This window comes from Streptomyces purpurogeneiscleroticus (assembly GCF_020024005.1).
Classification (GTDB): Bacteria; Actinomycetota; Actinomycetes; order Streptomycetales; family Streptomycetaceae; genus Streptomyces; species Streptomyces purpurogeneiscleroticus.
In genome coordinates this window covers 1-13,456 of record NZ_NHSG01000349.1, presented here as the reverse complement: position 1 = coordinate 13,456, position 13,456 = coordinate 1, and the positions used below count along the sequence as shown (strand labels likewise).

Below are 13,456 nucleotides of genomic sequence, written 5' to 3'. Positions count from 1 at the left end.
GAGGGGGCTGGGCCAGTCCGGGAAGAGGTCGTGGGGGTGCACGGCGCCAGAGTTGTCGCGCACGGGGCCCGCGGCAGGCGAAACGGCGAGGCCGCCACTCATACGTGTGAGTGGCGGCCTCAGCGTCAAAGGGAGAGCTACCCGCAGGTCACTCCCACTCGATCGTGCCCGGGGGCTTGCTCGTGACGTCGAGGACTACGCGGTTGACGTCCTTGACCTCGTTGGTGATGCGGGTGGAGATGCGGCTCAGGACGTCGTACGGCATGCGGGTCCAGTCCGCCGTCATCGCGTCCTCGGAGGAGACCGGGCGGAGGACGATGGGGTGGCCGTACGTGCGGCCGTCGCCCTGGACGCCCACCGAGCGGACGTCGGCGAGGAGGACGACCGGGCACTGCCAGATCTCGCGGTCCAGGCCGGCGGCGGTGAGCTCCTCGCGGGCGATCGCGTCGGCCTCGCGGAGCAGGTCGAGGCGCTCGCGCGTGACCTCGCCGACGATGCGGATGCCGAGGCCCGGGCCAGGGAACGGCTGGCGCTGGACGATCTCCTCGGGCAGGCCCAGCTCGGCGCCGACCATGCGGACCTCGTCCTTGAAGAGCTGGCGGAGCGGCTCGATGAGCTTGAACTCCAGGTCCTCGGGGAGGCCGCCCACGTTGTGGTGGGACTTGATGTTGGCCGTGCCCGTGCCGCCGCCGGACTCGACGATGTCCGGGTACAGCGTGCCCTGGACGAGGAATTCGACCGGCTCGCCCGCGGCACCCGCCTCGGCGATGATCTCGGCCTGGGCCTGCTCGAAGACCCGGATGAACTCGCGGCCGATGATCTTCCGCTTCTCCTCGGGGTCGGAGACCCCGGCAAGCGCGGAGAGGAAGCGCTCGGACGCGTCGACGACCTTGAGCTGGACGCCGGTGGCCGCGACGAAGTCCTTCTCGACCTGCTCGGTCTCGTCCTTGCGCATCAGGCCGTGGTCGACGTACACGCAGGTCAGCTGGTCACCGATGGCCTTCTGGACGAGCGCGGCGGCGACCGCGGAGTCCACGCCACCGGAGAGGCCGCAGATGGCACGCTTCGTGCCGACCTGCTCGCGGATCGCGGAGACCTGCTCCTCGATGATGTTGCCCATCGTCCAGTTGGGCTCGATGCCGGCGCCGCGGTAGAGGAAGTGCTCCAGTACCTGCTGACCGTGCGTGGTGTGCATCACCTCGGGGTGGTACTGCACGCCGTACAGCTTCTTCTCGTCGTTCTCGAACGCGGCCACCGGCACGACGTCCGTGGAGGCCGAGACCGTGAAGCCCTCGGGAGCGGCGGAGCAGGCGTCGCCGTGCGACATCCACACCGACTGCTCGGCCGGGGTGCCCTCGAAGAGCGTGGAGCTGGTGCGGGAGACGGCCAGCGGGGTACGGCCGTACTCACGCGCACCGGTGTTGTCCACCGTGCCGCCGAGCTTCACGGCCATCAGCTGGAAGCCGTAGCACATGCCGAAGACGGGGACACCCGCCTCGAACAGGGCACGGTCGATGCTCGGGGCACCTTCCTCGTAGACCGACGACGGACCGCCGGAGAGGATGATCGCCTTGGGGTTCTTCGCGAGCATCTCCTCGACCGGCATGGTCGAGGGCACGATCTCGCTGTAGATCCGCGCCTCGCGGACGCGGCGGGCGATGAGCTGGGCATACTGCGCGCCGAAGTCGACAACGAGGACGACATCCGGGGCGGCGGCGGGGGGCGCTGCTGACACTTCGGCGGCCTTCCGGCGGTGGTGGAGCGATGGGGTTGGACTTTCGATTCTAACGGGCACATACTGAGCCCCATGTTCACGCAGCTGACCTTCGTCTTTACCTATGGCACCGGCCCGTCCGGCTGCCATGGTCGCGCTGCATGAACCGCTGATCACAGCGACAAGCGACTTCCCAGCCGCCCCGGGCCGTACAAGGCCCGGGGCGCTGGTGTTCTCCCCTCCGGGCGGTGCGGTTCCGGGGCCACGGGATTCCGAAGATCCCCGAAGAGCCCCGAAGATCATCAGACCCAGGAGACGGACATGAGCAGCAACACGGCCGGCAACGCGACCAGCACCACGGCCGGCGCCACGACCGGCACCACGACCAAGCCCCGCCCGGAGACCGGTGCGCGCACCGAGGAAGCCGCCGCCGTGATCGGCGACGCGCGCCGGCGGATCGACGATCTCGACGGCCGGATCATCGGCCTCGTACAGGAACGGATGGCCGTGTCGGCCGTGATCCAGAAAGAGCGGATCGCCTCGGGCGGCCGCCGGGTGAACCTCGCCCGCGAGATGGAGGTGCTGGAGCACTTCCGCGACCAGCTGGGCCGCCCCGGCACCGCGCTGGCGATGACGCTGCTGGAGCTGTGCCGCGGGCGGATCTGAGTTCGGGGTGCGCCACCCGTACGAGGTCCGGGGCGGCGGCTCACCCGTACGGACCGTGACCGGGCGGCGCGGGGCTTCGTTGTTCCCGGTGCCACGCCAGCCAGGCGCGGCCTGCAGGACTACGCGTAGACGCCGCCCCGTGGGCGGGAACGCCGAAGCGATGAGACGCCGTCCGGGTTGAAGCGGACGGCGCCGTGGGACCTCGCTGCGGTGCTGTGGCCGGTCGGCAGGGGACAGCAGCCCGGTCACATCCGATGGGGCGGTCGGCCCCGGGGACGCCTGGGGCCGACCGCATCCGGTCGAAACGGTTGCGCCCGATGAGGCGCATCCAGCACGATGCATGAAGAGCCGATTACCTCGCACCGAGGTGGCTTCTGATACTGCCACTGGTCTACACCAGTAGCTTCGGTAGCGCTGCAGTACAGCTTCAGAGAACCAGCAGAGCCTCACAGGCGCCCTCCCCCCGGCGCCTTCCTTCGGCGCCGCCGCTGCCCTGACGACGGCGCCGAGCAGCAAGGGCCCCGCGGTCGCCCGCACCCCCCTCGCGGACGGCACCTCGGGGCCCTTCGCTCTGTCCGGGCTCCCCTTGGACGGTGGCTCACCCCTCGCCGGTCCGCAAATATGCGCAATTCGCGTGCAACCTTTGCGCCGGTTGGCTGGTCATGTACGTGTAAACGCACGGCCATACCGCGCCCCACCGCGACGGCCCGCTACCGACTTCGTGCCTCCCCCTCGGCACTCCGGACCCACGAAGAGGTCTTGACACGATGAAGCTTCGCCGTGCACTGACGGCTGCCGCCGCGACGGCCGTCCTCGCTCCTGCCGCGCTCATGGCGGCGCCGGCCGCGTGGGCGACGGACGAGCCCAGCGCCACCCCGTCCGCCGAGGCGCCGACGGAGCCGGGCGACGGGTCCACCTCGCCCGACCCGACGCCCGAGGAGCCGACCGACCCGGCGCCCTCGGGGTCCGCCGACCCCACGGACCCGACGACACCCCCGGCCGACGAGCCCTCGCCCAGCGCCTCGGCTCCGGACGAGACCCCCTCCGAGGACCCCACCGAGGACACCGACGAGCCCACCGGCCCGCCGACGGCCACTCCCTCCGACAAGCCCACCGAGGACCCGGGCTGTGAGACCCCCTCGGAGGTCGAGGCGATCACCACCACCCTGCGCGGGCTGCCCAGCCAGGTCGTGGCCGGGTCCGGGTGGCACAACTTCACCTTCCGGGCGACCAACGTCTCCGAGTCGGCGATGACGTCGGTCGACGCGTACGTCATGCTCTCGGCCATCGAGAACGAGAACTTCGACGACGTCTCGCACCTGCTGACCGTGCAGTGGTACGACGAGGGCGCCGGTGTCTGGGAGAACGTCGACGAGTACGGCTACTTCGCCTCCCTCGCCGACCTCGCGCCCGGTGAGTACGCCGACGCCAAGCTGCGCCTGAAGGTCGACGCCAAGACGCCGGGCAGCTACGGCTTCGCGTTCGCCATCGGCGCGTACCAGAACGCGGACGGCGAGTGCGGTTACTCCGAGGGTTCGGAGTACGAGTTCGACGTGCTGGTCGCGGGGAGCAAGCCGGGCACGGTGCCGCCGGCCACGGGGAAGCCGGGCGGCAAGAAGCCCAGCAAGCCGGCGCCGCAGGGCGGGATGAAGGAGCTGCCGGTCTCCGGGAAGCTCGCCGAGACCGGGTCGTCCTCGGCGCTGCCGACGATTGCGGCGGTGGCTGGGGTCACGATGGCCGTGGGTGCGGGGGCGATCTTCGTTGTGCGTCGTCGTAGGACGGATGGCGCTGCCGCGTAGCGCCGGTGACGGCGGTTGAGCGGTGAGGGGCCGCGCCTGGGGTGCCGGGCGCGGCCCCTCGTCGTACCGGTAAAAGATGTCCTCAAGCGCCGGACGGGCTTGAATTGACGAGCTCTAGGCGCCGGACGGGCTTGTTTTTGGCATCCCCAAGAACGTCAGCTTGAGGGCCGCGAACGCCTTCTCCGGGACCGCCGGGTGGTGGGGCTCCACCGGGGTCAGGCGTTCGTACGGGTGGCCGGGGGCCGGGCGTGGGTCGGCCTCGCCCTTGTTCGGCCAGAGGGACATGGCGCGTTCGGCCTGGGCGGTGATGGTCAGGGACGGGTTGACGCCGAGGTTCGCGGAGACCGCCGAGCCGTCGACGACGGAGATGCCGGGGTGGCCGTGGAGGCGGTGGTACGGGTCGATGACGCCGTGGTCCGCGTCCTCGCCGATCGGGCAGCCGCCGAGGAAGTGCGCGGTCAGCGGGGTGCCCATCAGCTCGCCGACGTTGCTGCCGGGGAAGCCGTTGATGTCCTCGGCAATCAGCGCGGCGGCCTCGGCGGCGGCCGGGATCTGCGCCGGGTTGGGCGCGCCGTGGCCCTGTCGCGCGGTCAGCAGGCCCTTGCCGATGCCGCGCGGCTTCCGGTACGTGGTCAGGGAGTTGTCCAGGGACTGCATGACCAGGCCGATGATGGTCCGCTCCGACCAGCGGCGGTTGGAGAGGGAGCGGAGGGAACAGATCGGGTGGCGCGCCGAGTTGGCGAGGAAGCCGAGGACGCGGGCCACGGCACCGTCCCGTACCGGGACCTGGAAGAGGGACAGGCCGCCCATCGCGTTGGAGCCCCTGCCGTAGCGGACCGGTTCGATGTGGGTGTCGGCGTCCGGGTGGATGGAGGACGTGATCGCCACGCCGCGGGTGAAGTCGACCTTCTTCTCGCCGGTCTTCTTGCGGTAGCGGCGGTTGTCGGTGAGGGCGCCCACCAGGGCCTCGGAGTTGGTGCGGGTCAGCTCGCCCAGCTTGGGCGAGAGGTGGGGCAGCAGGCCGGTGTCCTTCATCTTGTGGAGGAGGGTCTGGGTGCCGTACGTGCCTGCGGCGATCACGACCCGGCGGGCGGTGAAGGTGCGGCCCTTGCCCTTGCGCTTGTCGTCGGTGGGCAGGGTCCGGACCGCGAAGCCGCCGCGGGAGTCCTCGGTGAGGGCGACGACGGAGGTCATCGGGTGGATGACCGCGCCGGCCTTCTCGGCGAGGTAGAGGTAGTTCTCGGTGAGGGTGTTCTTCGCGCCGTGCCGGCAGCCGGTCATGCATTCGCCGCACTCGGAGCACGCCTTGCGGGACGGGCCCGCGCCGCCGAAGTACGGGTCGGGCACCTCGCCGCCGGGCGCCGCCTTCGTCGTCCCGTCGGCGTCCTTGCCGTCGCCGAAGAAGACGCCGACCGGGGCCATGTGGAAGGTGTCGCCCACGCCCATCTTCTCGGCGGCGGCCTTGAGGTGGACGTCGGAGGGGGTCAGGGTCGGGTTCAGCCGTACGCCGAGCATCCGCTGGGCCTGGTCGTAGTACGGCTTGAGCTCGTCCTGCCAGTCGGTGATGTGGCCCCACTGCTGGTCGTCGAAGAACTGCTTCGGGGGGACGTAGAGGGTGTTGGCGTAGTTGAGCGAGCCGCCACCGACGCCGGCGCCTGCCAGGACCATGACATTTCCGAGCAGGTGGACGCGCTGGATGCCGTAACAGCCGAGGGCCGGGGCCCAGAGGTAGTTGCGGATGTCCCAGGAGTTCTTGGGCAGCGTCTCGGGGGTGAAGCGGCGGCCGGCTTCCAGTACGCCGACGCGGTAGCCCTTCTCGGTGAGGCGGAGGGCGGACACGGAGCCGCCGAAGCCGGAGCCCACGACGAGGACGTCGTAGTCGTAGCGGTCCGCGGGGTCCTGGTTCTGGGTAGAGCTCTCCCCTGACATCGGCGCTCCTTGAGGTGTGCGGGTCGGGGTTGGGGGCGGTCAGCGGAGCCTGATGGCCTTCATGGCCTTGAGGCTGAGGGACATGAAGGCGGCGTACTTTTCGTCGTCCATGCCGAAGGACGGGGCCAGCGGCATGACGCGCTGGTGGGCGACGGTCTGGGCCTCGGTGTACTTGAGGATGCCCTCGGAGCCGTGGCGGCGGCCGAGGCCGGAGTCGCCCATGCCGCCCATCGGGGACTGGACGCTGCCGTAACCCGCCGCGTAGGACTCGTTGACGTTGGCGGTGCCGGTGTTCAGCCGGGCGGCGATCTTGCGGCCACGGCGGCCGTCCTTGGTCCAGACGCTGGAGTTCAGGCCGTACGGCGTGGCGTTGGCGAGGCTGATCGCCTCTTCCTCGTCGCGGAAGCGGTAGAGGGAGACGACCGGGCCGAAGGTCTCCTCGTCGCAGACGGCCATCGGGGCCTGGACGCCGTCGAGGATGGTGGGCTCGTAGAAGAGCGGGCCGATGTCGGGGCGCGGCTTGCCGCCCGCGAGCAGCTTGGCGCCCTTGGCGACGGCCTCCTCGACGTGCCGGATGACGGTCTGCAGCTGGCGCTCGCCGACCAGGGAGCCCATGTCGGCGCCGTACGCGAGGGCGTTGCCCAGCCGCATGGCCTTCGTACGGGCCGCGAAGCGCTCGGCGAACTCGTCGGCGATGGACTCGTGGACGTACAGCCGCTCGATGGAGATGCACAGCTGGCCCGCGGAGGAGAAGCAGCCGCGGACGGCGCCGGCGGCGGCCTTGTCGATGTCCGCGTCGTGCAGCACCAGCATGGCGTTCTTGCCGCCCAGTTCGAGCGAGCAGCCGACGAGGCGGGCCGCGGCGCCCTGGGCGACCTCGCGGCCGGTGCGGGTGGAGCCGGTGAAGGAGACGTAGTCGGCGTGCTTGACGACCTCGGGGCCGACGACCGGGCCGTCGCCGATCACGACCTGCCAGACCTCCGGCGGCAGGCCCGCCTCGATCAGCTGCTCGCGCGCCCACAGGGCGGTCAGCGCGGTCTCGGTGTCGGGCTTCATGACGACGGCGTTGCCCGCGACGAAGGCGGGGAGCGCGTCGCCGACGGAGAGCTCGAAGGGGTAGTTCCAGGGGGCGATCTGGCCCACCACGCCCTTGGGCTTACGGAGCTCGGTGACCTTGGTGAGGGTCGGCACGACGCCGGTGTGGCCCTTGGGCTTCAGGTACGCGGGGGCCTTGCGGCCGTAGTGGCGGGCGGCGACGGCGACCGCCTGTATCTCCTCGTGGGCGTGCAGCCGGGCCTTGCCGGTCTCCAGCTGGATGAGGTCCAGCACCTCGGCCTGGCGCTGGAGCACCAGATCGTGGAAGCGGAGCAGGACCGCGGCGCGCTTGCGCACCGGGGTGGCCGCCCACTGGCGCTGTGCCACGCGGGCCCGCTCGAAGGCGTCGGCGACGTCCTCGGGGGTGGATTCGGGCAGCTCGGCGAGGACCTCGCCGGTGAACGGCGTGTGGTTCGCCGTACTGCCGCTGCCGACCACGCCACGGGTGAGGCGGGCGACCAGGTCCTTGGTGACCACGTCGGCGGCCGTGCGGCTGCCCGCGGCAGCGGAGGCGACCGGGTTGCCGTCGGCGGGGGCGGTCTGTGCGGTGTCCAGCGAGTCCGTCATGGCGCAGAGCGTATGCCTCGGGACACGCTTTGTGTACCCGGGAGTAATGAGTTTTCACCGGCTGCCCACAATTACGCCAGTGATCACTGGCCAGAACGCCGCTGTACAGGGGTTTCGTCCAGCGGCGACCGGCGGACGGTCAGCCGGTCCGGGGCGGGCGGAGCGCCCGGAAGGTGGCGAGCGCGGTGTCGAAGTGTCGTTTCGCCACGGTCCGGTCGCCGTCCGGCGCGGAGATCCACACGTCGTACATCCGGCCCCCCTCGTCCCAGCTGAGGTCGTAGGTGCGGCGCGGGCCGCCGTCCTCGGGACCGCCGTCCCAGGTGAACTGCCACAGGGCTGCGCGATGGCCGTTGTGGGTGGTGGCGGTGACCTTGCCGTCCCGGTAGCCCCGGTAATTCTGCGGGCCGTTGATGTGCGCGTCACGCATCGTGCCCAGCGGTCCGCCCTGCTGCGGCGGCTGCACATGAATGCCCAGCCGGAACCGGCGGCCGGCGGAGTAGTAGTACACCCGCGGCTTCTCGTAGGAGCGCGAGAAGCCGTCCGGTACGGCGAGGGCGAAGCCCTGCGGGTCGCGGACGGTGGCGTACCCGGCCGGGGCGGTGGGCGCGGATGTGGCCGTGGGCGTGGGCGTGGCGGTACCGCCCTGACCTGGGCTTTTGGTCGCCGTCGGGGTCGGTTGCGGGGAGCGCGTGGCGGGCGTCCTGCCGTCGTCCGCGCCCCGCCCGTTCAGTACCAGCGCGGCGATCCCGGCGCCCGCGGCGGCCAGCGCCAGGGCGGCCGTCACGGCGAGCAGGACGTTGCGCACGTTGCGGGTGCGTCCGGTGTGCGGGCGCGCGGCGGCCGCCAGCGCCCGGCCGTCGAACGCGTCCCGGAGCGGCGCGGGCTGCCGGGCGGGGGTGAGTAAGGGCGGCCGCTCCTCGGCGGTGGGCGCGCCGCCCGGCTCCGGCATCCGGCCGGTCTGGAGATAGCCGCGCAGCAGCCGCTCGGTGGCCGCGACGGTCAGCCGGCGCTCCGTGTCCCGCCGCAGCAGCCCGGCGACGACCGTGTACAGCGGTCCGGCCGCCTCGGGGATGCGGATGTCGTCGGAGACGACGGCGTGCAGCACACCGCCGATGGAGTCGCGGTGGAAGGGCGTCTCGCCGCCGCTCAGCACCGCGCACAGCAGCACCCCGAGGGACCACAGGTCGCCCTCGGGCCCGGTGCTGCGGCCCGCCATCCGCTCGGGCGCGGTGTACTCGGGCGAGCCGACGAACGCGCCGCTCTCGGTCAGCGTCGTGGCACCCGGCACCTGCGCGATGCCGAAATCGGTGAGGACCACCCGGCCCGTACCCGCCTCCAGCAGGACGTTGGCGGGCTTGATGTCGCGGTGCAGGACGCCTCTGGCGTGCGCCACGCGCAGCGCGCCGAGCAGCGCGACGCCGATCCGGGCCGCCTCGCGCGGGGCCAGCGGTCCCCCGCTCCCCAGCCGGTCGGCCAGCGAGCCGCCGTCCACCAGCTCCATGACCAGCCACGGCCGCTCGTCCTGCATGACCACGTCGTGCACGACGATCACGTTCGGATGCTTGATCTGCGCGACCGTACGGGCCTCGCGCAGCATCCGCTCGCGCTGCACGGCGGTGTCCGCGTCGTCCCGGTCGTCGTCGAGGTTCAGCTCCTTCACCGCGACCTGCCGGCCCAGCAGTTCGTCGGTGGCCCTCCAGACCGTGCCCATGCCGCCGCGGCCCAGCCTCCCGTCCAGCCGGTACCGGCCGGCGATCAAGCGGCCGTGTCCCCCGAAGCTCCCCATGGAGGCCATCTTGCCCCACGGTCACCGAAGCGGAAGGAGCGGGCGGGCGCCCCCGCCCCAGGGGCCGCTGGGCCCCGCCCCCTGTCGCCGCACGGGGCCGAAGTGATCAACTGTTCGCATGGAGGCAGTTGTTACCAGCGTGGTGGCCGTGGTCGGCACGCTCCTCGGAGCCGGCATCACCCACTTCTTCCAGCGCCAGGAAACCGAGCGCAGCCACGCCCTCGCGCGCGACGAGAAGCTGCGGCAGGAACGCATCGACGCCTACTGCGCGTTCGCGGGCACGCTGCTGGACTACCGCCGCGTGCTGGTCCACCGGTGGTTCGTCCTGCACGACGAGGACCGCTGCGACGAGGACAGCCCCGAACTGCGCGAGGAGCAGTACAAGACGCGGTACGCCGCGCACGAGGCGATGTTCCGCGCGCAGTTGGTCAGCGACGACGCCGAAGTGGTGGAGCTGACCGAACGGCTGCTGGCGGACGTGACGCAATTGCACTGGGTGGACGACCGGGACGAGCTCACCGAACTCCGCGCCCGCACCCGCCAGGAGATCCGCGACTTCGTCACGGCGGTGGCGCGACGGGTGCGCTGAAGGGTGCCCGGCGGGCCCGCGGTGGCCCCGGGGCACGCGACACACAGGGGTGGAACCTCCCTGCGTACGCACGCCGTCCTTGAACAATGACAGTGGACGGCGGGCATACCGCAGGACGGGTACCCGCACTGCGAGAACGCGGCGCGGAATCGGTGGCGCGCGGCGGATCGGGGGTCGGTCATGGTGATGCAGGACGGCGGGCTGCTCGATGTGCGGCCGGGCGCCGACCCCGGCCGGGCGGCGCCCGAACACAGCGGGGCCTACCTCGCGACCGGACTGGCCCTCGGGCTGTACGCGGGCGCCCTCGTCGCCTGGGTGGTGACCGGTGTCGCCGAAGTCCGGGTGGGCCCACTGGACTTCGTCGAGGGGCTCTTCAACCCGCTGGCCGGTCCGGTGGGCGCGCTGGGGCCGCAGGAATGGGCGCTCGCGGTGGCGCTGGCGGCGGTGGCCGGCGCGGCGCTGGCACAGCGCACCCTCGCCCGCCCGGCCGCCCTGCTGCTCGCCTGTCTGGTGCTGGCCCGCTCGCTGCGCGAGGGCATCGGACTGCTGCACCCCGGCTACCGCTCCGCGTACAGCTTCGAGGCGATGGGCGGCTGGACGCTGGCCACACACGTGCTCGGCCTGCTGACCGGGCTGGTCGTGCTCTCGGCCCTCCTCCCGGCGCGCACGGAGCCGGGACCGGCCGCCGGGGCCTGGTGGCGCGGGCGGCTCTCCCGGATCTGCGCGGTGCTGTTCCTGCTGGCCGGGCTGGTCCAGGCGGCCTGGACGGTGCGGTTGCTGACCGACGGCACGGAGGGGGCCGGGGCCTGGCTGGCGGGCGCCGTGGACGCGGCCGTGCTCCCCTCGGCGGACGCGCCGGACGCCGGGCCCGGCTTCGCCGCGCTCGCCGCGATCACCGGCTGGCTGGTGATCGGCGCGCTGGCGCTGAGCGGGCGGCGGGACATGCGCGGCGCGCTGCTGGTCTTCGCCGCGGTGCAGCTCTACCTCACGGTGCGGACGGTGGTGGGCTACGCGGTCACCGACGCCTTCAGCGCCGGGACGCACAGCGTCGAGGGGACGCTGGACCTGGCCACCACCGCGTACCTGCTGGCCGCGATGACCTCCGTACTGGTACTCACCACGGGGCGGGCGTTCAGCCCGTCCCAGGGCACCACCCACTCCTGGGCACGGACCCGACCGGAATGACGGACGCGGCCCCGGTAGGACACATTCCGTACGGAAACACCACAGGCGGCCGTCGCGTGTGGGGGTCGCGGCGGCCGCCGGTGTGAGCTGCACCGCGTGGACGGCTTGTGGCCTCTTCAGTGGTGCAGCATGAGAGCACTCTGCCCGCGGGTGCCGTCCCGCGGCATCCTCCGCAAGTCGCGTGCGGACCCCCGCCCTCCGGCGGGGGTGGCACCCCGCCGAAGCGGAATCGGTACGGCACGACAGGAAGGGGCGACCGGTGATCCGTGTCGCTGTGGTGGACGACGAGCGGCTGGTGCGGTCCGGGCTGCGGATGATCCTGGGGACGGCGCCCGACGTCGAGATGGTCGCGGACTGCAGCGGCGCGACGGCCGTGGAGACGGTCCGGCGCAGCGCGGCGGAAGTCGTGCTGCTCGACATCCGGATGCCGGACGTCGACGGTCTGACCGTACTCCGCGGCCTGCGCGCCGCCCCCGAGCCCCCCGCCATCGCCATGCTGACCACCTTCGACGCACAGGAGTACCTGACCGCCGCGCTGCGCGAGGGCGCGTCCGGCTTCCTGCTGAAGGACTCCGAGCCCGAGCAGCTCATCCGCGCGGTGCGCACCCTCGCCGCGGGCGGCAGCGTGCTGGACCCGGGCGTCACCCGCGCCGTCATCGGCGGCTACCTGAACGCCGAGACCCAGGCGGCGGCCGCCGAGGCCGTACGCGCCCTCACCCCACGGGAGTCGGAGGTACTGGCGCTGCTCGGCGAGGGCCTGGGCAACGCGCAGATAGCCGCCCGGATGGGCCTCGCGCCCAGTACGGTCAAGGACCACGTGAGCGCCCTGCTGGGCAAGCTCGGCGGCATCAACCGGGTACAGGCGGCAATCGTCGCGGACCGCGCGGGGCTGGTCACGGGAGGCCCCAGATGACCCGGGCCCCGGCCGCTGCGCCTGCGGAGACGACCGCGGCGGCCGTTGCACCGACCGGCACCCGCGCGGCCCGGCTGCGGCACCGCGCCGTCCTCCTCGTCCCCACCCTGCTCGGCATCGCCGACTCCTTCCTCGTCAACGACATCGACCAGCCGCTGGAACTGAGCGTCTCGCTGCTCGCCGCGTTCGCCCTGCTGCTGCGCCGCCGGCTGCCGCTCACGGTCTTTCTGGCGACGATGCCGGGCCTGTACATCGGCTACATCTGGTTCGCGCCGATGATCGCCCTGTACACGGTCGCCGCACTGCGGCCGGGCCGCGCACGCCTCGGCTGCTGCGCGTTCCTGCTGATCGCCGCGCACTTCTTCCCGTACCCGATCTCCGACCTGGAGATCACCGCGTACCGCGAGAACACCCTGGTACTGATCGACGCGTCGGTCACCTCGGCCGGGCCGATCGCGCTGGGCCTGCTGGTGCGCACCCGGCGCGAGCTGGCGGCGCGGGTCGCGGAGCTCACCCGCAGCCTGGAGCGCGAGGACCGGCTGATCGCGGACCGGGTACTGGCCACGGAGCGGGCCCGGCTGGCCCGCGAGATGCACGACGTGGTCGCCCACCAGGTCAGCCTGATCAGCCTGCAGGCCGGGGCGCTGCAGGTGGCCTCGGAGGACGCCGCGGCGCGGGACGGGGCACGGACGATCCGGCAGCTGTCGGTACGGACGCTGGAGGAGCTACGGCACATGGTCGGCATCCTGCGCGCCGCGGGCGGCGGCCCGCGCGAGACGCCGGACGACGCGGCGCAGCCGGACCTCGCGCCCCAGCCGGACCTGGCCGAACTCCCGCGGCTGATCGAGATGTCGGCGCTGGACGTGACGTACGAGAACGGCGTCGAGGAGGACGCGCCCACGGACCGGACCGTGGAGCGGGCGGCGTTCCGCACGGTGCAGGAGGCGCTGACCAACGTCCGCAAGCACGCGCCGGGGGCGCAGGTGCGGGTCCGGGTCGCCCAGCCGCGCGCCGCGGACGCGGGACTCCTGGTGGAGGTACGGAACGGCCCACCGGATGACGGCGCCGACGCCCCCCGGCTGCCCGGCGGCGGACACGGCCTGGTGGGCCTGCGGGAGCGCGCCCAGAGCCTGGGCGGAACACTGGAGGCCCGGCCTACGCGGGACGGCGGATTCGTGGTGCGAGCGGAGTTCCCGCAGCGGGCGGGGTGAGG

Annotated in this window: 10 protein-coding genes; 6 read left to right on the top strand and 4 right to left on the bottom strand. The window is 72.3% G+C overall.

What is annotated here, in order from left to right; all coding sequences use genetic code 11:
* Window positions 1–148: 148 nt before the first annotated feature.
* Window positions 149–1,735, bottom strand: coding sequence for a glutamine-hydrolyzing GMP synthase (gene guaA, locus CCS38_RS23490; protein ID WP_223735302.1), 1,587 nt, complete (start codon window positions 1,733–1,735; stop codon window positions 149–151).
* A gap of 300 nt (window positions 1,736–2,035) precedes the next feature.
* On the opposite strand from guaA, the gene CCS38_RS23485 reads away from it, so the two are divergent.
* Complete coding sequence (locus tag CCS38_RS23485; RefSeq protein WP_223735301.1) at window positions 2,036–2,380, top strand: chorismate mutase; 345 nt, start codon at window positions 2,036–2,038, stop codon at window positions 2,378–2,380.
* Between the two features lie 767 nt (window positions 2,381–3,147).
* Window positions 3,148–4,179 carry an LAETG motif-containing sortase-dependent surface protein gene (locus CCS38_RS23480; RefSeq protein ID WP_223735300.1) on the top strand — a complete coding sequence of 344 codons (1,032 nt, stop codon included), beginning with the start codon at window positions 3,148–3,150 and terminating at the stop codon, window positions 4,177–4,179.
* A 114-nt stretch (window positions 4,180–4,293) separates the two neighbouring features.
* On the opposite strand, the gene CCS38_RS23475 is transcribed toward CCS38_RS23480, so the two are convergent.
* From CCS38_RS23475 to CCS38_RS23465, 3 genes are all read right to left on the bottom strand, one after another.
* A complete protein-coding gene (locus tag CCS38_RS23475) occupies window positions 4,294–6,108 on the bottom strand; it encodes a GMC family oxidoreductase (RefSeq protein ID WP_223735299.1) in 1,815 nt (604 codons plus the stop codon).
* A gap of 39 nt (window positions 6,109–6,147) precedes the next feature.
* A complete protein-coding gene (locus CCS38_RS23470; protein WP_223735298.1) occupies window positions 6,148–7,770 on the bottom strand; it encodes a succinic semialdehyde dehydrogenase in 1,623 nt (540 codons plus the stop codon).
* Between the two features lie 139 nt (window positions 7,771–7,909).
* On the bottom strand, window positions 7,910–9,556 hold the full coding sequence (locus CCS38_RS23465; protein ID WP_223735297.1) for a serine/threonine-protein kinase: 1,647 nt from the start codon (window positions 9,554–9,556) through the stop codon (window positions 7,910–7,912).
* A 118-nt stretch (window positions 9,557–9,674) separates the two neighbouring features.
* Between CCS38_RS23465 and kilB the strand changes: the two genes are divergently transcribed.
* The 4 genes from kilB (at window position 9,675) to CCS38_RS23445 (ending at window position 13,454) form a co-directional block, all read left to right on the top strand.
* Window positions 9,675–10,145 carry a plasmid transfer protein KilB gene (gene kilB, locus CCS38_RS23460; protein ID WP_030254336.1) on the top strand — a complete coding sequence of 157 codons (471 nt, stop codon included), beginning with the start codon at window positions 9,675–9,677 and terminating at the stop codon, window positions 10,143–10,145.
* Window positions 10,146–10,325: 180 nt separating this feature from the next.
* Complete coding sequence (locus tag CCS38_RS23455) at window positions 10,326–11,330, top strand: hypothetical protein (RefSeq protein WP_223735296.1); 1,005 nt, start codon at window positions 10,326–10,328, stop codon at window positions 11,328–11,330.
* 259 nt (window positions 11,331–11,589) lie between these two features.
* On the top strand, window positions 11,590–12,243 hold the full coding sequence (locus CCS38_RS23450) for a response regulator (protein ID WP_223735295.1): 654 nt from the start codon (window positions 11,590–11,592) through the stop codon (window positions 12,241–12,243).
* Window positions 12,240–13,454, top strand: a complete 1,215-nt coding sequence (locus CCS38_RS23445; protein ID WP_223735294.1) for a sensor histidine kinase — start codon at window positions 12,240–12,242, stop codon at window positions 13,452–13,454. The genes CCS38_RS23450 and CCS38_RS23445 overlap by 4 nt, the downstream gene beginning before the upstream one ends.
* Window positions 13,455–13,456 lie beyond the last annotated feature (2 nt).